This window comes from Bradyrhizobium sp. Kon58 (assembly GCF_055807455.1).
Genome location: NZ_JBVVOT010000621.1, coordinates 1 through 242, shown reverse-complemented (window position 1 = coordinate 242; position 242 = coordinate 1). Strand labels below are relative to the sequence as shown.

Below are 242 nucleotides of genomic sequence, written 5' to 3'. Positions count from 1 at the left end.
CCTATACGCCGTTCGATGCATTCCCCTCGGAGTTCTTCCACCCCCAGGGCATGCTCGCTGACTTGATGGGATCAGGCCGTCATGACGTTGCGATGATCGGCCCGCGTAGCGTGCGCCTGTATGAAAATCGCCGCGCTTCCGGCTTCGCACCCGCCACCGAGGTCGCACATAGACCCGACGATGGCTTGCCGATCATTTCTTCCTCGCCCAACGAACTGGTGGCGTTCAGCGATGTACTTGCC

Annotated in this window: 1 protein-coding gene; it reads left to right on the top strand. The window is 60.7% G+C overall.

Going from position 1 to position 242, the window contains the following annotated elements:
- Positions 1-242, top strand: a 242-nt coding sequence (locus AC0L20_RS41710) for a hypothetical protein (protein ID WP_473295946.1), incomplete at both ends; no start/stop codon positions are given.